Raw genomic sequence first — 24,030 nt, 5'->3', positions numbered from 1 at the left:
CCTCAGACGAGAAGATCTTGCCCCCGGCCACTGGCTGCGCGCGCCCGGCGTGACTTAACCCGCGAGCGGAAACAGCCCGTCGCGACAGACGACACGCCCCCGACTCCGCGGATGCCCGCGACCGGTCCCGCCCCGCCGTCACTTCGCCGTCACTTCACCGTGACATCTTCGTCCGCATCACGATCCGGCTGCGCTGCGTCACATGCCCGAGCGCGTTACCGCAGCGTCGCGTTCAGCGTCCGCATCTGCTCGGCCGTTGCCGTCACGCCGCCGCACACGATCACCGCGATCTCCGACGCCGAAGCAAGCACCGGCACCGGTTCTTCGAGCGCGGCCAGCGCAGCACCGCACGCCGGCTCGACGACGATCCGGTGCTCGTCCAGGAACCGCAGCGACGCAGCCACCGCCTGCGCGTCCGACACGACGACCGGATGGATCGCGTGCCGCTTCGCCCATTCGAGCGCCGCGTCGCACGGCCGCTTCGCGCCGAGCGACGTCGCGATGCTCGTGATCGCCGGCAATTCGACCGGATGCCCGTGCGCGACCGAGCGCGCGTAGCTGTCGGCGCCTTCCGTCCCGACCGCGACGACCGGCACGTCGTGCCAGCCGTTGCGCGCGAGCCCCTCGAGCACGCCGCACAGCAGCCCGCCGCCGCCGACCGCCAGCACGATCACGTCGGGCTTCGGGCCGGCCGCCGCCATCTCGTCGATCATCGTCGCGTGCCCCTGCCACAGCACGGGATCGTCGAACGGATGCACGAACGCGTCCTGCGTACCGACGGTCGACAGCGCGAACGCATTCGCCTCGGCCCAGCTCGCGCCATGCACGACCACCTCCGCGCCCTCGACGCGGATCAGCTCCCGCGCGCGGGCCGACGCGGTTTCCGGCACGACGACGAGCACCGGCACGCCGAGCTCGCGGCCGCAATACGCGACCGCGATGCCCGCATTGCCGCCCGACGACGACACGAACCGGCGCGCGCCGGCCGCATGCCGCGCTTCGCACGCCGCGCCGATGCCGCGCAATTTGAACGAGCCGGACGGCTGCAGCGCGTCGAGCTTCAGCCGGATGTTCTTGCCGAGACGGCGCGACGCGATTTGCGAGCGGATATAGGGGGTCTGGATATGAAGCGGCATGGTGCGGGACACGGTCGGGAATCGGGGCAAGGAGAACGCACGGGCCAGTGAACCGGCACGGCAACGACGACCATCGTACGGCACGCCCGCCATGCTTTCCAATACCATTGGATGGCACTTGATATGCTTGACGGGCATATCCACCGAATCGAGACCGAACACCGGAGCCGACACCGCATGCGCCAGATCGAACTGCGTCACCTGCGTTACTTCGTGGCCGTCGCGCAAGCCGGCAGCGTGATGGCCGGCGCCCGCGCGGCCGGCATCGTCCAGCCCGCGCTGTCGCGGCAGATCCGCGAGCTCGAGGATGCGATCGGCACGCCGCTGCTGATCCGCCGCGCGACGGGCGTCACGCTCACGGCGGCCGGCGCGAGTTTCCTGCAGGATGCGACGGGCCTGCTCGCGACATTGCAGGACAGCCGCGAACGCGCGTTGCGCAGCGCGGCCGGCCAGCTCGGCGAACTGCGCCTCGGCGCGCTGCCGAACTGCCTGCCGCTGCCGGTCGTCGCGAACGTGCTGAAGGCGTTTCGCGACGCGTGTCCCGACGTGAAACTGTCGATCGCGCCGATGCTGTCGGCCGAACAGGCGGCGGCGCTGATGCGCGGCCAGCTCGACGGCGGCATCATGGCGTGGCGCCGCGACGAGGCGCCGCATCTGTCGGGCGTGCGGCTGCTGAGCGATCGCTTCGTGCTCGCGATGCCTGCGCCGCCCGGCGGCCGCTTCCACGCGCCGCGCACGCTCGCCGACGTCGCCCACGAGCCGTTCGTCTGGTTCGACGCGCAGCGCTCCGCCGCACACCACCGCTTCCTGATGGCTCAGTGCGACCGGGCCGGTTTCACGCCGCGCATCGCGCAGGTCGGCAGCGATATCCCGACGCTGATCGGTCTCGTCGCAGCCGGCATGGGCTGCGCATTCGTGCCGGAAAGCGCGTCGCCGACGTGCCCGCGCACGGTCCGGCTCGTCGCACTCGACGAACTCGCGAGCCGCTTCGACATCGAGTTCGTGTTCGACGATGCGGCGGCGCCGGCCTCGCCCGTCGTCGCGCGGTTTCTCGAGGCGGTGCGCGACGCGGCCGGACAGGCGGACTGACCGACCGGCCTGGCATGCGCGACCCGCGCGACGCCGGCGGATTCCGCCTCGTCGCGCGGCAGCGAATTCGGCCGTCTGCGCGCAGTCGTTTCGGACGACGGCCGGCATTGCCGTCATCGCGCACCCGGAACGTCCGTCCGAGTGCACGACCAATCTTTCGAATGGGTGACGATCGACGCCATCACGGCGGAATTTTCAAATTGACGCCAAAAAGGGCCGTTTAACGTCACTTCGAAACGTTATGCACCGAAATATACTGCGCCCGCATCCACCCTCGTGCCAAAGAGAGGATGCCTTTCCGCCCCGGTCACGGTCCCCCTGTGACCGGGGATTTTTTTGGGCGGCAAGCCGCGCCGGCAAAGGGTGGGTTGGCGGGAAGGATGACGCGCTCGCGCCGGGCCCGCCGGCTGTGCGGCCCGTCGCCCGACCGGCCTGACGACGCCGCGCGCCGGCCCGCCCCCGCCTGCCCCGCCTGCCGCCCGCATCACGTCGAACACCCGCCGCGTATCGAGCGCGACGCTCAAGCGGATCGCGCATCCGCCCGGACACCGCGTTCCGTCCGACGACGAAAACCTTGCTCCGGATACGGTTCGATCGTCCGCACGGCCGGCGGCCGGCCGTCGCGTCGCGGGAAGCTCCGCCCGGCGGGCCGTACGCGCGTGCCGCCCCAATCGCGCATTGTTGACATGAAATCAAGATAATTTCGCCCGAGCACGGCTTTTTCCGCAAAAGTAACGCAGGCACACTTCACCCTGTCCACAACGGCCCGGTGCCGTTGCCCCATGCTTACCGGAGCGCATCGCGTGAACACCACGACTTCTTCCCCTTCCCGCCCGGGCGGCAGCGCCGCGCTGCCGCTGCTGGCGCTCGCCGCCGGTGCGTTCGGCATCGGCACGACCGAGTTCTCGCCGATGGGCCTCTTGCCCGTGATCGCCGACGGCGTCCACGTGTCGATTCCGCAGGCCGGCATGCTGATCAGCGCGTATGCGATCGGCGTGATGGTCGGCGCGCCGCTGATGACGCTGCTGCTCGCGCGCTGGTCGCGCCGCTCGGCGCTGATCGCGCTGATGTCGATCTTCACGATCGGCAACCTGCTGTCGGCCGTCGCGCCCGACTACACGACGCTGCTGCTCGCACGACTCGTCACGAGCCTGAACCACGGCGCGTTCTTCGGGCTCGGCTCGGTGGTCGCGGCCAGCCTCGTGCCGCGCGAAAAGCAGGCCAGCGCGGTCGCGACGATGTTCATGGGCCTCACGATCGCGAACGTCGGCGGCGTGCCGGCCGCGACCTGGCTCGGCCAGATGATCGGCTGGCGCATGTCGTTCGCGGCGACCGCCGTGCTCGGCCTGATCGCGATCGCCGGCCTGTTCGCCGCGCTGCCGAAGGGCGCAGCCGGCAGGATGCCGAACCTGCGTGCCGAACTGTCGGTGCTGACGCGCCCGGTCGTGCTCGGCGCGCTCGCGACCACGGTGCTCGGCGCCGGCGCGATGTTCACGCTGTACACGTATGTCGCCCCGACGCTCGCACACCTGAGCGGCGCGACGCCCGGCTTCGTCACCGCGATGCTCGTGCTGATCGGCGTCGGCTTCTCGATCGGCAACATCGCCGGCGGCCGCCTCGCCGACCGCTCGCTCGACGGCACGCTGATCGGTTTCCTGGTGCTGCTGATCGTGACGATGGCCGCGTTCCCGCTGCTCGCGCGCACCCATGCCGGCGCCGCGGTCACGCTGCTGGTCTGGGGTGTCGCGACGTTCGCGGTGGTCCCGCCGCTGCAGATGCGCGTGATGCGTGCCGCACACGAAGCCCCGGGCCTCGCGTCGGCCGTCAACATCGGCGCGTTCAACCTCGGCAACGCAGTCGGCGCGGCAGCAGGCGGCGCGGCGATCTCGGCCGGCTTCGGCTACGCGGCGGTGCCGCTCGTCGGCGGGCTGATCGCCGCGGCGGGGCTCGCGCTCGTCGCGCTGCAGATGATCCAGCGCCGCCGCGCGCCGGTCGCCGCGAATTCGTGAGCGCCCGGTGATCCGCGTGGTGCCGATACGCGGCACCGCGATTGAGAAATGCCCGCGCCGGGATTCCGGTGCGGGCATTTTCGTTGACGGCCCGCACATCGCGCATCGCGGGCCGCCGCTTCGACGTTTCGACGTTTCGACGTTTCGACGTTTCGACGTTTCGACGTTTCGACGCATCGACGTATCGACGTCTCAGCGCCTCAGCGCGCGGCAGTGAACCCGCCGAAGAACGCGCGCGCATTCGCGTCGAGGCTCTCGAGGTGATAGCCGCCCTCCTGCACGATCACCGTCGGCAAACCGAGCGCACCGATCGCGCCGCCGAGCCGGCCGAACCCGTCGGTCGTGACGGCCACCTGCGATTGCGGGTCGTCCTTGTAGATGTCGAAGCCGAGCGCGAGCACGAGCGCGTCGGGCTGGAACCGCGCGAGCGCGCGCAGCGCGTCGTCGAGCCGCTCGAAGAACGCCGACTCGGGCGCGCCATGCGGCATCGGCAGGTTCAGGTTGTAGCCGTCGCCGGCGCCCGCGCCCGTCTCGTCCTCGTAACCGGCGACGACCGGATAGAAATTGGTCGGGTCGCCGTGGATCGATACGTACAGCACGTCGTCGCGGCCGTAGAAGATTTCCTGCACGCCCTGCCCGTGATGCATGTCGGTGTCGAGGATCGCGACCCGGCGATGGCGGCCGAGCAGCGCCTGCGCGGCGATCGCCGCATTGTTCAGGTAGCAGAAGCCGCCGGCCGCATCGCGGCGCGCGTGATGGCCGGGCGGCCGGCACAGTGCGTACGCATCGCGCGCGCCGTCGTTCACGTCCGCCGCGGCCGCGAGCGCGCTCTGCGCGGACCAGTACGCGGCGCGCCACGTGTTCGCGCCGACCGGGCAGCTGCCGTCGGCGAGATAGCGCGCGGCCTTCGCGAGCACGCCGCGCAGCGGGTTCGGGTCGCGCACGAACACGTTCGACATCACTTCGTCGCCCCAGTCGTCGGGCATCCGCTTCCAGTCGCGGTGCGCCTCCTCGAGAAAACGCAGGTAGTTCATGTCGTGCACGGCCGCGATCGGCGCGGTGCCTCGGTCGGCCGGCTCGCGCACGTCGAAGTCGAGCGCATGCACCGCCGCGACCAGCCGCGCCGCGCGCTCGGGCACCTCCTGCGGCTCGCGCATCCTGCCGCGCGACAGGTAGGTGCGCGGATGGTGCAGCAACTGTTCGGGGTGGAAATAGGTTTTCATCGTGGGTCCTCGTCGATTCGCCGTGTCATGCGTCGTGCGCGGCCGCGGCCACGCGCGTCGCGACGCCCGCGCGCGCGAGCACCGCGTGGAGCAGCACGTTCGTGCCGCGCGTCACGTCGTCGGGCAACGCGTCTTCGGCCTCGTTGTGCGACAGCCCGTCGACGCACGGGATGAACACCATCGCGGTCGGCACGCGGCGCGCGAGCAGGATCGCGTCGTGACCGGCGCCGCTGACGATCCGCTCGTTCGTGTAGCCGAATGCGGCCGCCGCCTGCGCGACCAGTTCGACGCAGGCGCGGTCGAACGGCGTCGCCGGGCTGCGCCAGCAGGTCTCGATCGACACCTGAACGCCGCGCGCGGCGGCCACGCGCGCGCTGGCATCGCGCAGCTCGCGCTCCATCGCATCGACCTGCGCGTCGTCGTGATGGCGCAGGTCGACCGTGAACGTCACGTCGCCTGCGATCGTGTTGCGCGACGCGTTGCGGATGCCGACCTGCCCGATCGTCGCGAGCCCGCGCGGCGCGTAGCCCGCGACGATCCGTTCCAGTTCGAGCGCGATCTGCGCACTCGCGAAATACGCGTCCTTTCGATACGGCATCGGCGTCGTGCCCGCATGCGCGGCCACGCCCGTCACGCTCACGTCGAGCCAGCGGATCGCCTGCCCGCCCGTGACGACGCCGATCGTCGTGCCGTTCGCCTCGAGCACCGGGCCCTGTTCGATATGCGCTTCGAAATACGCGTCGAGCGCGCCGCCCGGCGCGCGCGTGCCGCGGTAGCCGCATGCGTCCAGCGCGGCGCCGAGCGTGACACCGTCGGCATCCTGCTTCGCGAGCGCGTCGTCGAGCGGCAGCGCACCCGTGAACACCGCCGAGCCGAGCATCGCCGGTGCGAAACGCGCGCCTTCCTCGTTGGTCCACGACACGATCTCGAGCGGCTTGTCGGTCGCGATGCCCGCATCGTTCAGCGTGCGCACGAGCTCCAGCGCGGCGAGCACGCCGTACACGCCGTCGAAGCGTCCGCCTTCGGGCTGCGTGTCGAGATGACTGCCGATCAGCACCGGCGCGGCCTGCGCATCGGTGCCGGCGCGCCGCGCGAACAGGTTGCCGACCGCATCGACGCTCACCGTCATTCCCGCGTCGCGGCACCACTGCGCGAACAGGTCGCGCCCGCGCCGATCGTCGTCGGTCAGCGCAAGGCGCCGCACACCGCCGCGCGGCGTCGCGCCGATGCGCGCCATGTCGGCCAGGCTCCGCCACAGGCGGGCACCGTCGATTTCCAGCAGGTCTTTCATTTGCACTCCGATGAATTCGTTCGTTGAGTTTCAGCGCGAGCCGAGCGCTTCGGCGGCGGCCGGCCGGGCCGCGCGGCGCGCGTCGAGCGCGACGATGCAAAGCAGCGAGACGCCGGCGAGCCCCGTGTAGAACACCGCGAGCGGCCACCACTGGCCCGCGAAGCGATGCGCGAGCCAGGTGCCGACGAGCGGCGTCAGGCCGCCCGCGAGCGCGCCGCAGATCTGGTAAGCGAGCGAGATCGCCGAATAGCGCACGTGCGCGGGAAACACGCCGCTCACGAAGCCGGCGATCACCGAATAGAAACCGGCCATGCAGACGACCGCGAGCGCGATGCCCGCGACGAGCGACGCGGACGTGCCGCCCTGCACGAGCATGAACATCGGGTACGGCGACAGCATCGCGAGCAGCGCGGCGATCTTCAGGAAACGCGCGCCGCCGATGCGCTCGGCGATCCACGCGGCGATCGGCTGCGCGATGAACTGGATGATCGCGACCGCGAACAGGCTGTCGAGGATCAGCGAGCGCGACACACCGACGTACTGTGTCGTGTACGCGATCATGAACGTGTTGGTGAAATAGACGCCCGCGATCCCGATCGTGTTCGCGCCGATGCAGAGCAGCACGAGCCCCGATGCGGAGCGGAACACTTCGGCGACCGGCAGCTTCACGGTACGGTTCGTCTCCTTCACGCGCGCGAACTCCGGCGACTCGTTCACGCCGAGCCGGATCAGGATGCCGACGACGAGCAGCACCGAGCTCGCGAGGAACGGCAGGCGCCAGCCCCAGGCGAGAAAGTCGGCCTTGTCCATCGACGTGACCGCGCGGAACGCGACCAGCGACAGGATCAGCCCGGCCGGGCTGCCGAGCTGCGCGAACGACGCGAAGAAGGTGCGGCGGCCCTGCGGCGCGTGTTCGCCCGCCATCAGCACCGCGCCGCCCCACTCGCCGCCGACCGCGATCCCCTGCACGACGCGCAGCGCGATCAGCAGCACCGGCGCGAGCATGCCGACCTTCGAATAGTCGGGAAGCAGCCCGACGCAGACGGTCGCGACGCCCATCATCATCAGCGTCGTCATCAGCGCCTTCTTGCGGCCGATGCGATCGCCGAGGTGGCCGAACACGATGCCGCCGAGCGGGCGCGCGAAGAAGCCGACCGCGAACGTCGCGAACGACGCCATCGTGCTGACGAAGCGGTCATGCGACGGGAAATAGAGTTCCCCGAACACGAGCGCGGCGGCGGTCGCGTAGATGTAGAAGTCGTACCACTCGATCATCGTGCCGATGAACGCGGCCGTCGCGGCACGCGCCGGCTGGCGGGCGGAAGGAAGGGACTGGGTCATGCGGGCTCCTGGCGCGCGCCGCGGCACGCGCGATATCGTGATGGCCGGCCGTCTGTCGCGGCCTCGCGCCGCACGGTGCGGCGCCCCTCCTTTATCGGCGACCGCACATCATTAGTCAAATTTCAAGTTATTATTTCGCGCATAAATTCAGCTAATGACTGACCCGATGCGCGCCGACCTCGCCCCCTTCCTCAACGACCGCCTCGACTGGAACCTGCTGCGCACGTATCTGGTGATCATGCAGGAGCGCAGCGTGAGCCGGGCGGCCGCGCGCCTGCACGTGACGCAGCCGGCCGTGAGCCAGGCGCTGCGGCGGCTCGAGGAGGCCCTCGAGCGCAAGCTGATCGAGCGGCGCGGCGCGCACTTCGCGCCGACGCCGGCCGGCGAAGCCGTGTACCGGATCGCGAGCGACATCTACGGCGGCGTGTCGCGGCTCGAAACGGAGCTCGACGACAGCACGGCCGACCTCACCGGCTCGATCCGGCTGCTGACGGTGAGCCGCATCGAGTCGCCCGTCTACGACGAATTCCTCGCCGACTTCCATCGCGCGTATCCGCGCATCGACCTGCAGATCGAGGTGATGCGCTCGTCGGACATCCTGTCGTCGCTGCTGCAGAAGACGGCCACCGCCGGGCTCGGCCTGTGCCGCACGCCGCACGACAAGCTGGAGATGCGCTGCTTCCTGCGGCAGCGCTATGCGATCTACTGCGGCCGCCATCACCGGCTGTTCGGGCAGACGCAGTTGCGGATGGACGACCTACTCGCGGAAAACTTCGTGTCGTTTACGAGCGACCAGATCGGCGACAGCCTGTCGCCGCTCACCGTGTTCCGCGACCAGAAGGGTTTCACCGGGCGCATCGTCGCGTCGTCGCCGAGCCTCGAGGAAGTTCGGCGGCTGATCTTCGCCGGTTACGGCATCGGTTGCCTGCCCGAGCACATCGTGCGCGACGACATCGCGCAGCAACGCCTGTGGCGGCTGCCGCCGGACGATGGGCTCGTCGACGTCGACGTGTTCCTGCTGTGGCATCGCGACCGCAAGATGAACGCGGCCGAGCAGGCGTTCCTCGACGCGATGGAGCGCTGCATGCAGCGTCATTCGCTCGCGGAACGGCTGGGGATGTGAGCGCGCGGATGTTGGCGCGCGAATGTGGGCGCACGCATGCCGGCGCGCGATTGCGTGCACCCGTGACGGGAAACAGGCGCCGACCCGCGGCCCGGCGCCCGATGCCTCGTCAGAAGCGATGCACGATGCCGAGCTGCACGCCGCGCGCATTCGCGCCCGGATACGCGAGCGGCAGGCCCGGGTTCGCCGCGCCGGCGAGCGTGTAGCCGGCCTGGTTGCGGTTGCGCAGGTACGACAGCGCGCCGTAGAAGCTCGTGCGCTTCGACAGGTCGTATTCGTACATCAGCCCGAACTGGTCCGCGTTGTCGCCCTGCGACGTCTGGTCATGCAGGTACGCATAGCCGAGCGCGACGTAGTTCGCCGGATTGAGCTGGTACTTGACCGACAGCCCGTACACGCGCGAATCGATCCCGAGGTCGGCCCACTTCACCGTGGAGAAGCCGCCGTACACCGTCGCCTTGCCGATTGCGTACGACGCGCCGGCCATGATCGTGCGATCGGTCGTGGTCGCGGTCTTGTTCTTCAGCCACTGGCCTGCGACGAATGCCGCGAACGGCCCGTGCTCGTAGGTCAGGTCGAACTGCTGGCTCGAGCCAGCCGAGCGCACGCCGCCCGCGTCGCCGAATCCGAAATACAGGCCGGCCTGGAAACCGGCGATCTCGGGGCTCTGGTACGACAGCGTATTGCTGGTGCGGAACGCGAACACGGTCAGGTTGTCCATGCCGGACGCCTGCGTGACGCCGCCGAACGCGTCCTGCCCGCCCTGGTCGTTGAACAGCGGCGAATTCTGGCGGCCCGCGCGCACCTTGCCCCACTGCCCCGCGATGCCGACCCACGCCTGCCGGTTGAACATGCTGCCCGAGCTTGCCAGCGAACCGTCGTTCGGGTTGAAGCCGTTCTCGAGCGCGAACTCGATCTTCTGGCCGCCGCCGATGTCCTCGCCGCCCTTCAGCCCGAAGCGGCTGCCCCACTGGCCGCCCGAGCCGATCGCCGCGGTATAGCCGTTGCCGGTATTCACGTACTGCGCGAATTCGTCGATCACGCCGTACAGCGTGACGCCGTCCTGCGCGAGCGCGGCGCCCGACCCACCCAGGCATGCGGCCGTAACGGCCATGCGAAGACCGGCATGCGCCGATCGCGCCCGGGAACGATTGTCTCGTGCGTTCATCTGCTTAGTCTTACTATTCAATGAAAGGAGAATGGAACGATGCCGGGCACGGTGGTCTGCCATGCCGGCATCGCGGATGACGAAGGTGAGGTACAGCGCGGCAGCCGGTCGCGCCCGGTTCGGCGCGGCGGGCCGCTCAGGCCGGCTGCAGGCCGGCCCGGCGGACGACGCGATGCGTCAGTGATGAACCTCGCCGCGTTCGAGCGGCAGGATCAGGCGCTCGGGGATGCTGCGCCGCGACGCACGCGCGCCGACGTAGTACAGCACGGCCGGCACGATGAGGCCGAGGATCCACGAGATGTCGGTGCCGCCGAGCGCGTCGACGAGCGGGCCCGTGTAGATGTGCGTCGACATGAACGGCAGCTGCACCAGGATGCCGACCACGTAGATCGTGATCGCCATCGCGTTCCAGCGGCCATAACGGCCGTCCGGATCGGACAGCGCCGGCACGTCGTAGCGCGAGCGCGTGAAGCAGTAGTAGTCGACCAGGTTGATCGCGCTCCACGGCGTGAAGAACGCGAGCAGGAACAGGATGAATGCGGTGAATTCCTTCAGGAACGAATGGCGGCCGGCGAGCGCGATCAGCGTCGACACGCAGATCATCCCGAAGATGTACACGAGACGGCTCTTCGACGACACCGCGCCCTTGCCGCGGAAGCCGCTGACGATCGTCGCCATCGACATGAAGCTGCCGTACGCGTTGAGCGCGGTCACCGTCACCTTGCCGAACGCGATGCTGAAGTACAGCAGCGCGGCCACGGCGCCCGTCGAGCCGAGGCCGACGATGTACGACACCTCGTGGTGCGCGAACTGGCTGCCGGCCAGCGCCGCCGCGAACACGCCGAACACCATCGCCGCCTGCGCGCCGATCACCGAGCCGAGGCCGACCGCGAGGAACGTGGCGACCGACGACGTCGAGCGCGGCAGGTAGCGCGAGTAGTCGGCGACGTACGGGCCGAACGCGATCTGCCACGACGCGGACAGCGACATCGACAGCAGGAAGCTCGCGAGCGAGAAGTGCCGGTTCGCGAGCAGTGCGCCGACGTCGTGGTTCGCGAACAGCTGCGTGAACATGTAGACGAACGCGACGATGCCGATCACGCTCGCGATCCGGCCGACGAAGTGGATCGCGCGATAGCCGAACACCGTCAGCACGACGATCACGGCCGCGAACAACAGGATGCCGGCCGCGTCGTCGACGTGCAGCAATTGCGCGACGGCCTGCCCGGCAAGCACCGAGCCACTGGCGGAAAAACCGATGTACATCAGGCACACGAGCACGATCGGGATCATCGCGCCGTAGACGCCGAACTGCACGCGGCTCGAGATCATCTGCGGCAACCCGAGCTGCGGCCCCTGCGCGCCGTGCAGCGCCATCACCGCGCCGCCGATGAACTGGCCGAGCAGCAGCGCGACCAGCGACCAGAACACGTCGCCGCCGAGCACGACCGCCAGCGCGCCCGTGACGATGGCCGTGATCTGCATGTTCGCGGACAGCCACAGCGTGAACTGGCTCAGCAGTCCGCCGTGGCGTTCGGCGTCGGGAATGAAATCGATCGAGCGTACCTCGATCAGACCGCCGGCTTTTCCACTGGGATTCGTTGACACGGGTAAATCTCCAAGATACTGAGGATCGCAAATGGTTGGGACGAGACGGAAAACGTGCCGAGCCGCCCTTTCGGCTCGTCGGGTGCGGGGCGCCGTGGATCGCCGGCATGCGCCACGCACGCACGGTCAGCACGCTGGCGCGCAACGGGCACGACGTGTGCCGACATTGCCAGCGGATGATCTTGTATATACAACTTGGCTGATATCGGTGATTACCCGGAATCCGGGAATTTTAGAAATCGTCTGAGAGAACGGGATACGTCCGACCCGCGGAGCAGTCGGTTGTGCGTATGACAAATGCATGGAAAACGAAAGCTCAGGCGCCGGCGGGCGACACGGGATCGGGTGCGGCGACCATGTCGGCCGCAGGAAGGAGTGTCAGCATGCGCCGCACGGCCTCGACGTCGCGTGCATGCAGCCATTCGTCGTAGTCGTCGCGACGCAGGATCACGACGCCCCGCTTCTCGTCGCCGGGCCGGTGCATGCGCGCGAACACCGGATGATCGTCGGCGTTGACCGTGAGCATCGTCATGCCGATCCGCTCGCGGCCGTCGGCCGCTTCGTAGCGCCGCCAGATGCCGGCGATGCAGCACGGTTGCCAGCCGTCGACGCCGATCCGGTGCCACACGTTGCGGCCCATCTCGTAGCACGGCTCGAAGATCCAGCGCGCCGGAATCAGGCAGCGCTGGCCATTGCGCCAGGCGTTGCCGTAGAGTCGCGACTCACCGACCGTCTCCGCGCGCGCATTCACCGTATCGAGCTTCTTTCGCTTGCGGCCGTGCTCGTCGAGACGCTCGGGCTGCATGAACTTCGGCCAGAAGCCGAACACCGCGCTGACGACCGAGAGACCGTCGCCGTCGGCACGTGCGATGGGCGCCGCATAGTCCGGATATACGTCGGGTTCCCACGGATCGCGGCGGAACAGGTCGCCGATGCCGATCCTCAGCTCGCTGATGCCCGGGTCTTCATCGGGAGCGCGGTAGTGGGTGCACATGGTTGGGCAGACGATGGACGCGATGTCTTCATCGTAGGTCAGCATGCACGCCACATGTCCGCTATTGCCTGGTGTGACGAAACAGTCTTGCAACGGGTCGGCCCGCTTGACGGCGTCGTGCGCGAACCGCCGGCGCTGGCCGTCCGTTCGTTCAGCCGTGCCGCCGGCGGCACGTCGTCGCCGGTTCCGGTTCAGGCCAACCGTTCCGATCCGATCACCTGCACGCCCGGGCGCGCGTCGAGCGCGGCGTCGGCCTTGACCGATCGTCGGCAATCCGGATAGTCGAAGCGCGAACCGTCATGTCGAATCCGGCGCGGGAGACACGAAGCCGACGCCCGCGATCGACACAAACAAGAAGCCCCGCCGTGGCGGGGCTTCGATCAGCCGCACGGGCCGGCACATGCTCACACGTGCAGCGCATGTCCCAGCGCGCGCAACGCCGCCTCCTGCATCGCTTCGCCGAGTGTCGGATGCGCGTGGATCGTGCCGCCGATGTCCTCGAGCCGCGCGCCCATCTCGAGCGACTGCGAAAACGCGGCGGCCAGTTCCGACACGCCACGCCCCACCGCCTGCCAGCCGACGATCAGGTGCGTGTCGCGCCGCGCGACGACGCGCACGAAACCGTCGGTCGCCTGCAGCGTCATCGCGCGGCCGTTCGCCGCGAACGGGAACGACGCGCCGATGCAGTCGACACCGGCCGCCTTGGCGTCGTCGGGCGACCAGCCGGACGTGACGACCTCGGGATCGGTGAAGCACACGGCCGGGATCGAGGCCGGCGTGAACTTGCGGCGCCGTCCCGCGATCAGCTCGGCCACCATCTCGCCTTGCGCCATCGCGCGATGCGCGAGCATCGGCTCGCCGGCGACGTCGCCGATTGCCCATACGTTGCGCATCGACGTCCGGCATTCGTCGTCGATGCGCAGCGCGCGGCCGTTGCGATCGAGCGGCATCGATTCGAGCCCGAAGCCGTCGACGCGCGGCCGGCGGCCGACCGCGACCAGCACGCGATCGGCCGGCAGGGTTTTCTCCGCGCCGTCGGGTGCCTGCACGCGCACCGCGCCGTCGCTCGCGAGGCCCAGCACCTTGTGGCCCGTCCATAGCCCGACGCCGAGCCGCGCGAGCGAATCGGCGACCGGCTTCGCGAGTTCCGCGTCGTATGCGGGCAGCACGCGCTCGGCCGCCTCGACGATGCTGACGTCGACGCCGAGCTTGCGATAGACGAATCCGAGTTCGAGCCCGATGTAGCCGGCACCGACGACGACCAGCCGCTTCGGCAACGACGCGGGCGACAGCGCCTCGGTCGACGAGACGACGTGGCCGCCGAACGGCATCGACGGCAGCGCGACCGGCTCCGAACCCGTCGCGAGCAACAGGTGCTCGCAGGCGATCCGCGTCGTGTGGTCGCCGGCGACGACGTCGACCGTCTTGCCGTCGACGACGCGCGCGTCGCCGTGCAGCACGCGCACGCCGTGCTTCTTCAGCAGCGCGCCGACGCCGCGCGTGAGCCGCTCGACGATGCCGTCCTTCCATGCGACGCTTTTCGCGATGTCGATCTCCGGCGCGCGCACGCGAATCCCGAGCATCCCCTCGCCGGCCTGCCCGCGCGCCTGCTCGAACGCATCGGCGACATGGATCAGCGCCTTCGACGGAATGCAGCCGATGTTCAGGCACGTGCCGCCGAGCCGGTCGCGCTCGACGAGCACCGTCGGAATGCCGAGCTGCCCCGCGCGAATCGCGGCGACGTAACCGCCCGGCCCGCCGCCGATCACGAGCAGCGTGGTGTGTTCGTTCTTCATCGGGCTCACTCCACGAACAGCAGCGCCGGGCGCTCGAGCACCTCGCGCACGGCCTGGATGAATTCTGCCGCGTCCGCGCCGTCGACGACGCGATGGTCGAACGACGACGACAGGTTCATCATCTTGCGCGCGACGATCGCGCCGTCGCGGATCATCGGCCGCTCGACGATCCGGTTCACGCCGACGATGCCGACCTCGGGATGGTTGATGACCGGCGTCGACACGATGCCGCCGAGCGCGCCGAGGCTCGAGATCGTGATCGTCGAGCCGGTCAGCTCGTCGCGCTGCGCGCGGTTCGCGCGCACCGCGTCGGCGAGCCGCGCGATTTCCGCCGAGATCGACCATACGTCGCGCGCCTCCGCATGACGCAGCACCGGCACCGTGAGGCCGCCGTCCGTCTGCGTCGCGACGCCCATGTGCACCGCGCCGTATTGCGTGACGACACCGGCTTCGTCGTCGTAGCGCGCGTTGATCTGCGGGAAGTCGCGCAGCGCGATCACCATCGCGCGGATCAGCAGCGGCAGCGGCGTGAGCCGGCCGCGCGTGTCGCCGTGGCGCCGGTTCAGCTCGGCGCGCAGCGCTTCGAGCTCGGTGACGTCGATCTCCTCGACGTAGCTGAAGTGCGGAATGCGGCGCTTCGCTTCCTGCATCTTGCGCGCGATCGCGCGCCGCAGGCCAATCACCGGCACCTCGGTTGCGTCGTTGCGCTCGGCGTAGCCGCGCGCTTGCGATCCGCGCGCGGCGCCGCCGCCCGTGCGCGCATACGCGTCGAGGTCCGCATGCAGGATCCGCCCGGCCTCGCCGGTGCCGCGCACGTAGCGCAGCTCGATGCCCATGTCCCACGCGCGCTGGCGCACCGCCGGCGACGCGAGCGGCCGTTCGCCCGGCGCGAGCGCCGCGCGCGGCGGCGCCGCATGTTCCGCGCGGCGCGGCTCGGCCGGCGCGCGGGACGCGGCGTGCGTCGCTGCCTTCGACGACGCATGTGTTTCGGATCCCTCATCGATAGAAGATGAATCGGCAGGCACGTCGACCGCCGCCGGTCGCTGCGTCGCATCCCGGCCTGCATCGTGTGCTTTCGTGCCCGATTTCAGGTTGCCGTCGCCTTCGACTTCGAGACGAATCAGCTCGCTGCCGACCGCCATCATCTCGCCGATCCGGCCGCCGAGCTCCAGCACCTTGCCCGCCACCGGCGACGGAATCTCCACCGCCGCCTTGTCGGTCATCACATCGGCGAGCGGCTGGTCTTCGGCGATCGTCTGCCCCGGTTGCACGTGCCAGGCCACCAGCTCGACCTCGGCGATCCCTTCGCCGATATCCGGCATCTTGATGACATGAATCCCCATCTCAGGCCTCCATCACGCGTCGCAACGCTTCGCCGACCCGGGCCGGCCCGGGGAAATACGCCCATTCCTGCGCGTGCGGATATGGCGTGTCCCAGCCCGTCGTCCGCTCGACCGGTGCCTCCAGATGGTAGAAGCAGTGTTCCTGGACGAGCGACACCAGCTCCGCACCGTAGCCGCAGGTGCGCGTCGCCTCGTGCACCACCACGCAGCGGCCGGTCTTGCGCACCGACGCGACGATCGTGTCGAGATCGACCGGCCACAGCGTGCGCAGGTCGATCACTTCCGCATCGATGCCGGTCTCCTCGGCGGCCGCCAGCGACACGTGGACGGTCGTGCCGTACGTCAGCACCGTCACGTCGTTGCCGGGCCGCACGACGGCGGCCGTGTCGAGCGGCACCGTGTAATAGCCTTCCGGCACCTCGCTGCCCGGATGCTTGAGCCACGACGTGACCGGACGCTCGTGATGGCCGTCGAACGGCCCGTTGTACAGGCGTTTCGGCTCGAGGAAGATCACCGGATCGTCGTTCTCGATCGACGCGATCAGGAGTCCTTTCGCGTCGTACGGATTCGACGGCATCACCGTGCGCAGTCCGCAGACTTGCGTGAACATCGCCTCCGGGCTCTGGCTGTGCGTCTGGCCGCCGTAGATGCCGCCGCCGCACGGCATCCGGATCGTCATCGGCGCGGTGAACTGGCCCGCCGAGCGATAGCGCAGCCGCGCGCCTTCCGACACGATCTGGTCGGAGGCCGGGTAGAAGTAGTCCGCGAACTGGATCTCGCAGACCGGCCGCAAGCCATACGCGCCCATCCCGACCGCAGCGCCCACGATCCCGCCTTCCGAGATCGGCGCGTCGAACACGCGCGACTTGCCGTACTTGGCCTGCAGCCCCTCGGTGCAGCGGAACACGCCGCCGAAGTAGCCGACGTCCTGCCCGAACACGACCACGTCGTCGTCGCGGCCGAGCATCACGTCCATCGCGGAGCGCAGCGCCTGGATCATCGTCATCGGCTGGGCCGATGCCGTCGTTGTTTCATGTTGCGCCATGATCACGCTCCCAGTTCCTGGCGCTGACGGCGCAGATGCGCGGGCAGCTCCTTGTACACGTCGTCGAACATCGACGCGGGCGACGGAATGCGGTCGTCGGCCAGCGTCCCGAACTTCTCCGCCTCCTTCTGCGCGGCGATCACCTCGGCTTCCAGTTCGGCCGTGAGCGCATCGTGCGCGCTGTCCGACCAGATGCCCTTCGCGATCAGGTGCTGCTTGAAGCGGGCGATCGGATCGCCGAGCGGGAAATGGGCCCAGTCGTCGGCCGGCCGGTATTTGGTCGGATCGTCCGACGTCGAATGCGCGCCGGCGCGATAGGTGACCCACTCGATCAAGGTCGGGCCGAGATTGCGGCGCGCGCGTTCGGCGGCCCAGGTCGACGCCGCGTAGATCGCGAGGAAGTCGTTGCCGTCGACGCGCAGCGAAGCGATGCCGCAGCCGACGCCGCGCCCGGCGAAGGTCGTCCCCTCGCCGCCCGCGATCGCCTGGAACGTCGAGATCGCCCACTGGTTGTTGACGACGTTCAGCACGACCGGCGCGCGATACACGTGCGCGAACGTCAGCGCGGTGTGGAAGTCGGCTTCCGCGGTCGCGCCGTCGCCGATCCAGGCGGACGCGATCTTCGTGTCGCCCTTGATCGCCGACGCCATCGCCCAGCCGACCGCCTGGATGAACTGCGTCGCGAGATTGCCGGAGATCGAGAAGAAGCCGGCTTCGCGGTCCGAGTACATCACCGGAAGCTGGCGCCCCTTCAGCGGGTCGCCTTCGTTCGACATCAGCTGGCAGATCATCCGTTCGAGCGGCACGTCGCGCGCGATCAGGATGCTTTGCTGGCGGTAGGTCGGGAAGCACATGTCGCCGTGACGCAGCGCCATCGCATGCGCGGCGCCGATCGCCTCTTCGCCGAGGCTCAACATGTAGAAGGAGATTTTCTTCTGACGCTGCGCGATCATCATCCGCGCGTCGAAGATGCGGGTCTTCAGCATCGCGCGCATCCCGGCGATCAGGCGCGCATCGTCGAGATCCGGCGCCCACGGGCCGAGGGCTTCGCCGTGATCGTCGAGCACGCGCACCAGGCTGCGGGCGAGATGGGCGGTGTCCGCCGGCGCTACGTCGATCGGCGGGCGGCGAACCGCGCCGGCCGGCGATAGATGCAGATAGGAAAAATCCGTCTTGCAGCCCGGGCGCCCGGTGGGCTCCGGCACATGCAGACGCAATGGCTCTGACAGGCTCATCGTGTCGTCTCCACGCTCGATTGTGTCTCACGCTGATTGGAACGCGCGGCCGGTTGCCGGCTCACGCGCGGGCTGGCACGCGGATAAGCACGCCAACCTTGGGAATGTATGCCTTGCAGTGCCGGACGTCGATGCCCAACCCGCTCGTTCGGGGTGAGCAGATTTGCCATGGCGGCGACGATGGGCGAGCGGCGTTGCCGGTGGGTTTGAAGGACGGTTGCGTGTGCTGCGATGCGTCAATGCGTCGGGGAGCGCGGAATCGATGCGCGTCTGTCACGCGTGTCGGAGGGTACGAAGCGAAAGACCCCGCGAAATCCTGGATTTCGGCGGGGTCTTTGTCTTTGTCGGTGCGCGTCCGCGTGCTTCAGCGCTCGCGCGCCGGATCGTTCCGGCGCGCGATGGACGCGATGGCGCGACGCGTCGATGATGCGATGCGTCACGCGTCGGGGCGCGCGATGTCGAAGCGGCTGTCGGGCGTCACGTGCACATAGGCGGACGGGCCGCCCGCACGCAGAATGATGCCCGCGCCGAACGTGTCGAAGAGGCCGTCCTTCAGCAGGTCGTGACGGATATGCACGGCGACGACCTCGCCCAGCACCAGCGTGGCCGGCGTCTCGACGCCGCGGTGATCGCGAAGCCGGATCACGTCGGTCACCTTGCATTCGAAGTTGACGCCGCTTTCCGCCACGCGCGGCACGCCGACGAGGCGCGACGGAATCGCGGTCAGGCCGCCGAGTTCGAATTCGTCGACGTCGTACGGCACTGCGGCACAGGTCTGGTTCATCCGGTCGGCGAGGTCGCGCGTCGCGAGGTTCCAGACGAACTCGCCGGTTTCCTGCACGTTGCGCAGGCTGTCCTTCGCGGCCGTGCTCGAAAAGCCGATGATCGGCGGACGATAGTTGAATGCGTTGAAGAAACTGTACGGCGCGAGGTTGAGCGTGCCGTCGTTGCCGCGGGAGGAAATCCAGCCGATCGGGCGCGGGCCCACGATCGCGTTCAAGGGATCGTGCGGCAGCCCGTGGCCTTGCGACGGTTCGTAATAGTGGTAGTTCGAGTCGGTCATGGCGGGTGGTCTTGCGGGAGGGAAACGTCGTTTGATTCCATCGGCCGCGTCACGTGCGGCGACGGTGGTGGCGACGGCCTGTGCGACGTAGGTGCCAAGTATCACATGGCGGCGCTTTCGTCGCAGCGAAGTGGCCCGCCATGGCCTGGCGAGCCGACATTTCCCTTCAAGCCCGCAATTCAGGACTTTTTTACCCGCACATGACCGATAACCGCCCGGATAGCAGCGTCAGAAATGATGCAGCAGCGCGACACGCGCGACGTATTGATTCGGGCCTGACGAGATATCGGCGGCGCCCGGAATGTACGCGTAGTCGAAGTCGGTTCCAGTGTGCGCGTTCAGCGCATGCTGATAGACACCTTCGACGAACACCGACGTGCGTTTCGACAAGTCGTAGTTCAGCTTCGCGCTCAGTTGATGCCACTTCGGATTGAACGCGCCGACCGTCGACGCGACGCGGGCCTGCGTGTACGTGTATGCCGCGCCGACATAGAACGCCGTCGTGAAGTGATAGAGGCCGTTCACCTCGAAGTTGTCGAATTTCCACGACTTCCACGCACCGCCCGCCGGCTGCGTCGTACCGGTGAAATACGCGTTCGAAGTCGGATCGTAGACGTCGACGTGCGAATACGTGAATCCCACGAGGGCATTCGAGAACGCATAATTCACGCCGATGCCGATGTTCTGCTGCGACGATGCATCGAACGTGTTGTCGCCGGTGATCGCCCCGTTCGAATCGGCATTGCGTGCGTTGTTGATCTTCAAATACGAGGCGCCGACCGTCAGCCCGCCCTGCTGGTATTGCAGCGCGGCGCCATATAGACGGTTGTTCGCGAAGCCGCCCGCCTGATTGCTGAATCCATACATCGCCTCCGCGGTAACGCCGTGCCATACAGGCGACACGTACTTGACCGCATTGTTCACGCGGAACGAGTAGTCGGTGTTGTCGTTGTCGTACGGATGCGAGAACAGGTAGCCGGTCCAGTTGCCGTTTGCGGTGAGCGGCGAGAAGATGTCGACGCTCGGATCGTACTGACGACCGAACGTCAGGGTGCCGTATCGGTCCGACGCGATGCCGACGAACGCCTGACGGCCGAATTCCCGGCCGCCCTGGCTCATTTTTCCGTTGTTGACGTCGAAGCCGCTCTCGAGTGTGAAAATCGCCTGGTAGCCTGCGCCGAGGTCTTCGGTGCCCTTGATGCCCCAGCGGCTGCCGTAGTCGTAGCCGCTTTGCAGTTGCACGGTGCCGTGGCCGCGTGCGTTGCTCGTGTAGTTGATACCGTCCTCGATCTTGCCGTACAGCGTCACGCTGCTTTGTGCATGCGCCGCGGCAGCAAGCAAGGCGGCGGGTGCGATGATCCCCAAACGCATGTTCATGACGATTTACCCCCAGGTCTTTCGTTTGCTGGTCGCAACGGTTGCGTGCTGCGAATGTGCGTCGCATCGATGTTTCCCCGCGATGCGACGGGCGCAGTGTAATGAGCCGTTTTTCTACTGTTAGTGGCCTGCAGCGGAAAGGTGCTCTCCAAAACGCGGGCTATTTTTCGGTTCGGAAAGTGGATAGCCGGGTGTCGAAGCGCGCTTCATTCGGGCGACGCGTGGACGCAGGAAGCCAATCCCGGCGAATCGATATTTCAATCGCCGGTGCTGTTGGCAAGCGGTGGTGATCTGCAGGAACAGGCCGCCACATCGCAGCACGGCCTGAAAACAAAAAACCCGCGAGCGGCTTGTTTCTCGCGGGTTTTCGGAACGTCATGGAATCGCATGGAAGCGATCTTGGTGCCGGGGACCGGACTCGAACCGGCAAGCCAGTTAAGGCGGCGGATTTTCGTCACACTGCTTCTTTCAAAGCCGGCGTCGTCGAAACGAAGCCGTTCGTGCGCTGGACTATGCCTTCGCCGTCGCGCGCGGGCGGTATTACCGCCCGTGCGCCTTAGGCGCCCCCCGTCTAGTCTCTACACCTTCCTCGCTGCAGTCGTACCGCGAGGCTTGGCTCGGCGTTGCCTCGACGCACGGCGCGCGTCAGGGGTTTCACCGAATTTGAAGGGTTCTGCACCGGTCGTTTCCGGCCGGGCACTCAATCGTTTAAGTCCGCTATGTTTACCAATTTCATCACCCCGGCAAAAGGGCGGACGCGATTCTACCATTGCTTGCGCATGCATTAGCTGATTCGCGCGCATTGCATCGCGATGCAGCATGTCGGCCTGCCCTGTCCATACCCGAACTCGAGCGCCGCAATCGACGTCGGCGCGACACCGTCGCCGATTTCCCCCCGCGCCGCAGCATCCGCCGATACAATCGAATCCGCCCCGCTCGCCGGGCGCCAACCGTCTGATGTTTGTATCGCATCTTTTACGAAACAGACGTCTCGTCAGTCATCGCGAAGTCACAAACGCTTTCGATAATTCTCCCGTCGAAAACGTTTACATCGCGTAACTTCATGCCCCCGACCATCAAGGACGTCGCCGCGCTCGCCGGCTTCTCGATCGCCACCGTCTCGCGTGCGATCAACGCGCCGCATACCGTCAGCCCCGCCACGCTGGCGACCATCCGCACCGCCATCGACACGCTGCAGTTCCGCCCGAGCCCGCTCGGCCGGCAGTTGCGCGGCGAGCGCACGCGGCTCGTCGGCGTCGTCCTGCCGACGCTGTCGAACCCGGTATTCGCCGACTGCCTGCAGGGCATCGACGAACTCGCGACCGCGGCCGGCTTCAAGCTGATCCTGATGACGACCGAATACGACGCGGCGCGCGAGCGCCACGCGATCGAGACGCTGCGCGAGCAGCGCGTCGAGGGGCTGATCCTGACCGTCGCCGATGCGGACACGCATCCGCTGCTCGACATGCTCGACCGCGACGGCCCGCACTACGTGCTGATGCACAACGACACGCAACGCCGCCCGTCGGTGTCGGTCGACAACCGCAGCGCCGCCTATGACGGCGTGCGCATGCTGACGGCACGCGGTCATCGCCGCGTGCTGATGCTGGCCGGTTCGCTCGCCGCGTCGGATCGCGCTCGCCAGCGCCATCTCGGCTACGCGCAGGCGCTCGAGGAGGCCGGCGTCGCGACGCTGCCGCCGGTCGAGGTCGACTTCAACGCGGCCGAACTGCCCGACGCGGTGCTCGCGCACCTCACCGCGCGAGCCACGCGCCCGACCGCCCTCTTCTGCAGCAACGACCTGCTCGCGATGGTCGTGATGCGCGGCCTGCGCCGCGCGGGCTTCTCGATTCCCGACGACCTGTCGGTGCTCGGCTTCGACGGCATCGCGATCGGCGAGCTGCTCGCACCGCCGCTCGCGAGCGTCGCGACGCCGAACCAGGACATCGGCCGCCATGCATGGCAGCGCCTCGTCGAATGCATCGGCGGCGCGACGATCGAGCGCACGTCGCTGATCCTGCCGCATACGGTGCGCGACGGCGCGACGGTCGCGCCGCCGGCCGCCGACCTGCAGTTGCACCAAGCCTGAACGCGCGCGCCGCGCCATCGTGCACGGCGCGCGCAAGCTACCCCGACCCCGCCCGGAGATCCACCGTGTCCTTTCGCCTGACCTCGCTGCTGCGCGTGCTCGCAGCCCCCGTCGCCTGCGCCGCGCTCGTCGCGTTCGCACCCGCGGCCCATGCCGACGAATCCGCGATCTGCTACAACTGCCCGCCCGAATGGGCCGACTGGGCCGCGCAGATCGCGGCGATCAAGCAGAAAACCGGCATCCGCGTGCCGTTCGACAACAAGAACTCGGGCCAGGCGATCGCGCAGCTGATCGCCGAGCAGAAGAGCCCGGTCGCCGACGTCGTCTATCTCGGCGTGTCGTCGGCGTTCCAGGCGAAGGACAAGGGCGTGATCGCGCCGTACAAGCCCGCGCACTGGAACGACATCCCCGCGAACCTGAAGGACCCGCAGGGCTACTGGTTCGCGATCCACTCGGGCACGCTCGGCTTCTTCGTGAACAAGGACGCGCTCGACGGCAAGCCGGTCCCGCGCTCGTGGGCCGACCTGCTGAAGCCCGAATACAAGGGCATGGTCGGCTACCTCGATCCGTCGAGCGCGTTCGTCGGCTATGCAGGCGCCGTGGCCGTCAACCAGGCGCTCGGCGGCAGCCTCGACGACTTCAAGCCGGGGCTCGACTGGTTCCGCAAGCTGAAGGCGAACGCGCCGATCGTGCCGAAGCAGACCGCGTATGCGCGCGTGCTGTCCGGCGAGATTCCGATCCTGCTCGACTACGACTTCGACGCGTATCGCGCGAAGTACAAGGATCACGCGAACGTCGAGTTCGTGATTCCGAAGGAAGGCACGATCGCGGTGCCGTACGTGATGAGCCTCGTGAAGGGTGCGCCGCACGACGTGAACGGCAGGAAGGTGCTCGACTTCGTGCTGTCCGACGAAGGCCAGAAGCTGTGGGCCAATGCGTACCTGCGTCCGGTGCGCGCGCAGACGCTCGGCGCCGACGTCGCCGCGAAGTTCCTGCCGGCGAGCGAATATGCCCGGGCGAAATCGGTCGACTTCGGCAAGATGGCGGCCGGCCAGCAAGCGTTCGGCCAGCAATACCTGCAAGTGATGCAGTAAGCGCCG

At 68.1% G+C, this 24,030-nt stretch carries 19 protein-coding genes; 6 read left to right on the top strand and 13 right to left on the bottom strand.

Going from position 1 to position 24,030, the window contains the following annotated elements:
• Positions 1 to 215: 215 nt before the first annotated feature.
• Positions 216 to 1,136 (bottom strand): pyridoxal-phosphate dependent enzyme, encoded by a 921-nt coding sequence (locus tag DIE16_RS13150; protein ID WP_124892462.1) that lies wholly within the window; start codon positions 1,134 to 1,136, stop codon positions 216 to 218.
• Between the two features lie 177 nt (positions 1,137 to 1,313).
• Here DIE16_RS13150 and DIE16_RS13145 point away from each other — a divergent pair, with 177 nt between their 5' ends.
• Positions 1,314 to 2,225: a LysR family transcriptional regulator gene (locus tag DIE16_RS13145; protein WP_124892393.1), complete on the top strand. Its 912-nt coding sequence runs from the start codon at positions 1,314 to 1,316 to the stop codon at positions 2,223 to 2,225.
• 803 nt (positions 2,226 to 3,028) lie between these two features.
• Positions 3,029 to 4,234 carry an MFS transporter gene (locus tag DIE16_RS13140; protein WP_124892392.1) on the top strand — a complete coding sequence of 402 codons (1,206 nt, stop codon included), beginning with the start codon at positions 3,029 to 3,031 and terminating at the stop codon, positions 4,232 to 4,234.
• 200 nt (positions 4,235 to 4,434) lie between these two features.
• Here DIE16_RS13140 and DIE16_RS13135 read toward each other — a convergent pair whose 3' ends face one another.
• Genes DIE16_RS13135 through DIE16_RS13125 form a run of 3 tightly spaced genes read right to left on the bottom strand, consistent with a single transcriptional unit; the run spans position 4,435 to position 8,089 of the window.
• Positions 4,435 to 5,457: a histone deacetylase family protein gene (locus DIE16_RS13135; RefSeq protein ID WP_124892391.1), complete on the bottom strand. Its 1,023-nt coding sequence runs from the start codon at positions 5,455 to 5,457 to the stop codon at positions 4,435 to 4,437.
• 25 nt (positions 5,458 to 5,482) lie between these two features.
• A complete protein-coding gene (locus DIE16_RS13130) occupies positions 5,483 to 6,748 on the bottom strand; it encodes a Zn-dependent hydrolase (protein ID WP_124892390.1) in 1,266 nt (421 codons plus the stop codon).
• Positions 6,749 to 6,778: 30 nt separating this feature from the next.
• Positions 6,779 to 8,089, bottom strand: coding sequence for an MFS transporter (locus DIE16_RS13125; RefSeq protein ID WP_124892389.1), 1,311 nt, complete (start codon positions 8,087 to 8,089; stop codon positions 6,779 to 6,781).
• Positions 8,090 to 8,255: 166 nt separating this feature from the next.
• Here DIE16_RS13125 and DIE16_RS13120 point away from each other — a divergent pair, with 166 nt between their 5' ends.
• On the top strand, positions 8,256 to 9,212 hold the full coding sequence (locus tag DIE16_RS13120; RefSeq protein WP_124487628.1) for a LysR family transcriptional regulator: 957 nt from the start codon (positions 8,256 to 8,258) through the stop codon (positions 9,210 to 9,212).
• Positions 9,213 to 9,321: 109 nt separating this feature from the next.
• Here the strand turns inward: DIE16_RS13120 and DIE16_RS13115 are convergent, their stop codons facing one another.
• The 3 genes from DIE16_RS13115 to DIE16_RS13100 all read right to left on the bottom strand — a co-directional run bounded on the left by DIE16_RS13115 (position 9,322) and on the right by DIE16_RS13100 (position 12,982).
• Positions 9,322 to 10,380, bottom strand: a complete 1,059-nt coding sequence (locus tag DIE16_RS13115) for a porin (RefSeq protein ID WP_124892388.1) — start codon at positions 10,378 to 10,380, stop codon at positions 9,322 to 9,324.
• Between the two features lie 177 nt (positions 10,381 to 10,557).
• A complete protein-coding gene (locus tag DIE16_RS13110) occupies positions 10,558 to 11,988 on the bottom strand; it encodes a cytosine permease (protein WP_124892387.1) in 1,431 nt (476 codons plus the stop codon).
• A 316-nt stretch (positions 11,989 to 12,304) separates the two neighbouring features.
• Complete coding sequence (locus DIE16_RS13100) at positions 12,305 to 12,982, bottom strand: SOS response-associated peptidase family protein (protein ID WP_124892461.1); 678 nt, start codon at positions 12,980 to 12,982, stop codon at positions 12,305 to 12,307.
• 54 nt (positions 12,983 to 13,036) lie between these two features.
• Between DIE16_RS13100 and DIE16_RS13095 the strand changes: the two genes are divergently transcribed.
• Positions 13,037 to 13,264 (top strand): hypothetical protein, encoded by a 228-nt coding sequence (locus DIE16_RS13095; RefSeq protein WP_124892386.1) that lies wholly within the window; start codon positions 13,037 to 13,039, stop codon positions 13,262 to 13,264.
• 122 nt (positions 13,265 to 13,386) lie between these two features.
• On the opposite strand, the gene lpdA is transcribed toward DIE16_RS13095, so the two are convergent.
• The 6 genes from lpdA to DIE16_RS13065 form a co-directional block, all read right to left on the bottom strand.
• On the bottom strand, positions 13,387 to 14,778 hold the full coding sequence (gene lpdA, locus DIE16_RS13090; RefSeq protein ID WP_124487548.1) for a dihydrolipoyl dehydrogenase: 1,392 nt from the start codon (positions 14,776 to 14,778) through the stop codon (positions 13,387 to 13,389).
• A gap of 5 nt (positions 14,779 to 14,783) precedes the next feature.
• Entirely contained in the window at positions 14,784 to 16,121 is a 1,338-nt protein-coding gene (locus DIE16_RS13085) for a dihydrolipoamide acetyltransferase family protein (RefSeq protein WP_124892385.1), read from the bottom strand.
• A gap of 1 nt (position 16,122) precedes the next feature.
• Positions 16,123 to 17,166 (bottom strand): alpha-ketoacid dehydrogenase subunit beta, encoded by a 1,044-nt coding sequence (locus DIE16_RS13080; protein ID WP_124487546.1) that lies wholly within the window; start codon positions 17,164 to 17,166, stop codon positions 16,123 to 16,125.
• A 2-nt stretch (positions 17,167 to 17,168) separates the two neighbouring features.
• Complete coding sequence (locus DIE16_RS13075) at positions 17,169 to 18,401, bottom strand: 3-methyl-2-oxobutanoate dehydrogenase (2-methylpropanoyl-transferring) subunit alpha (RefSeq protein WP_044844942.1); 1,233 nt, start codon at positions 18,399 to 18,401, stop codon at positions 17,169 to 17,171.
• A gap of 436 nt (positions 18,402 to 18,837) precedes the next feature.
• Positions 18,838 to 19,464 (bottom strand): flavin reductase family protein, encoded by a 627-nt coding sequence (locus tag DIE16_RS13070; protein ID WP_124892384.1) that lies wholly within the window; start codon positions 19,462 to 19,464, stop codon positions 18,838 to 18,840.
• Positions 19,465 to 19,692: 228 nt separating this feature from the next.
• A complete protein-coding gene (locus DIE16_RS13065; RefSeq protein WP_124892383.1) occupies positions 19,693 to 20,841 on the bottom strand; it encodes a porin in 1,149 nt (382 codons plus the stop codon).
• A 1,063-nt stretch (positions 20,842 to 21,904) separates the two neighbouring features.
• Here DIE16_RS13065 and DIE16_RS13055 point away from each other — a divergent pair.
• Positions 21,905 to 22,930 (top strand): substrate-binding domain-containing protein, encoded by a 1,026-nt coding sequence (locus DIE16_RS13055; protein WP_044844945.1) that lies wholly within the window; start codon positions 21,905 to 21,907, stop codon positions 22,928 to 22,930.
• Between the two features lie 65 nt (positions 22,931 to 22,995).
• Complete coding sequence (locus DIE16_RS13050; protein WP_124892382.1) at positions 22,996 to 24,024, top strand: ABC transporter substrate-binding protein; 1,029 nt, start codon at positions 22,996 to 22,998, stop codon at positions 24,022 to 24,024.
• Positions 24,025 to 24,030: the final 6 nt, after the last annotated feature.

Origin of the sequence: Burkholderia sp. Bp9090, assembly GCF_003857985.1 — a bacterium.
Classification (GTDB): domain Bacteria; phylum Pseudomonadota; class Gammaproteobacteria; order Burkholderiales; family Burkholderiaceae; genus Burkholderia.
This window is presented reverse-complemented; position numbering and strand designations above follow the sequence as displayed.